Source organism: Mesorhizobium sp. M0830, from assembly GCF_040319965.1.
Lineage (GTDB): Bacteria > Pseudomonadota > Alphaproteobacteria > Rhizobiales > Rhizobiaceae > Mesorhizobium.
Genome location: NZ_JAMYOR010000135.1, coordinates 1 through 1538 on the forward strand (window position 1 = coordinate 1; position 1538 = coordinate 1538).

Genomic DNA, 1538 nt, shown 5'->3' on the forward strand with positions numbered 1-1538 from the left:
TCGAATGCATCGAGACCCTGGCAAGAGAGGGACTGCGGGTTCTGATGGTTGGCGACGGCCTCAACGACACGCCTGCACTGAGCGCAGCGCATGTGTCGATCGCGCCGGCTGCCGCGGCCGACATCGGTCGCAATGCCGCCGATTTCGTATTCCTGCGTGAAAGCCTTGCGGCAGTGCCTCTCGCGCTGGACGTCTCGCGCGAGGCGGGGAGCCTGATCCGCCAGAACATCGCGATCGCCATCGTCTACAATGCGGTCGCCGTTCCGATCGCCATACTGGGACACGTCACGCCTCTGATCGCTGCGATCGCCATGTCGGCCTCATCGCTGCTTGTCATCGGAAATGCGCTGCGCCTGCAAGGCTTCGTGTCGAACGGACAGGCGCAAAGCTCTCGACAGGACAGGCGGCGCGGCGTCAGCCAATTGGCACAACCTCGATGACGACTCTTTCCTACCTCATACCCGTGGCCCTCTTCCTTGGCGCCCTTGGACTTGGGGGCTTTCTGTGGGCCTTGAGAAGCGGTCAATATGAAGATCTCGATGGAGCCGCAGAACGGATCCTGATCGATGGCGACGACAAGCCGCAAGGCTGACTCGGGCGCCGGGGTCGCTCAAACACCGCTGGGACCGGTGACCCAGATCAAAGCGCACAGCCCATAAACCCAGATAGTCAAGGGATAAACATCCGAGGAGGCAGGCATGCGAGCAGAAGCGATAATGACCACACCGGTCGTCGCAATAGACCCTGACGCTTCGATTGCCGATGCGGCACGGTTGATGCTTTCGAAGAAGATCAGCGGCCTGCCTGTCATTCGCAGCGACGGCACGCTGGTGGGGATCGTCAGCGAGGGCGATTTTCTGCGCCGGGAAGAACTGGGCACGCGACGCACGCGTCCGCGTTGGCTGGAGGCTCTCGTCAGCCCTGGAAAAGCGGCCGAAGAATATGTTCAAGCCAACGGAAGGCGTATCGAAGAGGTGATGACGGCGGATGTCGTTACGGTATCACCGGGCGCATCGCTGTCCAGCACGGTCGAGCTCATGACACGCCATCACGTCAAACGCATTCCGGTCGTCGACGGCGGCAAGGTGATCGGCATCGTGACCCGCTCCGACCTGCTGCGCGCATTACTCGACGTCCCATCTGGCGCGGCCTCGGCACGGATAGACGACGAACAAATCCGTCAGGACGTCCTTGCCGAACTTGCGAAGCAGAAATGGACCGGCAAGGACATGATCGATGTGACCGTGAACACAGGGGCGGTGCAACTGAACGGCGCCATCTTCGACGAGCGCGAGCGCCAGGCAGCCATCGTCGCCGCCGAAAATGTCGCCGGCGTCAAGGCTGTCAGGGACAACCTCATCTGCGCCGGACCGCTGTCTGTCGTGCTGGTTTCGTAGGCATTTGGTCACAGAAGCTGAGAAGGCAGAGACGGTCGCCCTCAGAGCTCGAAGCACTAGACGTCATGTTCCGAGGCCTGAGATCGGTGGCCCGCCCTTTCGTGCGATTAAGAGACGAGGGTTGCTCGGATAGGCCGAGCC

General features: G+C 61.6%; 3 protein-coding genes. All 3 read left to right on the forward strand.

The window, feature by feature from the left end; translation table 11 throughout:
• On the forward strand, positions 1-440 hold a 440-nt coding region (locus NKI20_RS33510; RefSeq protein WP_352838265.1), incomplete at its 5' end, for an HAD-IC family P-type ATPase.
• Positions 437-592, forward strand: a complete 156-nt coding sequence (ccoS, locus tag NKI20_RS33515; RefSeq protein ID WP_023759210.1) for a cbb3-type cytochrome oxidase assembly protein CcoS — start codon at positions 437-439, stop codon at positions 590-592. The genes NKI20_RS33510 and ccoS, both read left to right, overlap by 4 nt.
• A gap of 106 nt (positions 593-698) precedes the next feature.
• Positions 699-1397, forward strand: a complete 699-nt coding sequence (locus NKI20_RS33520) for a CBS domain-containing protein (RefSeq protein WP_502898189.1) — start codon at positions 699-701, stop codon at positions 1395-1397.
• Positions 1398-1538 lie beyond the last annotated feature (141 nt).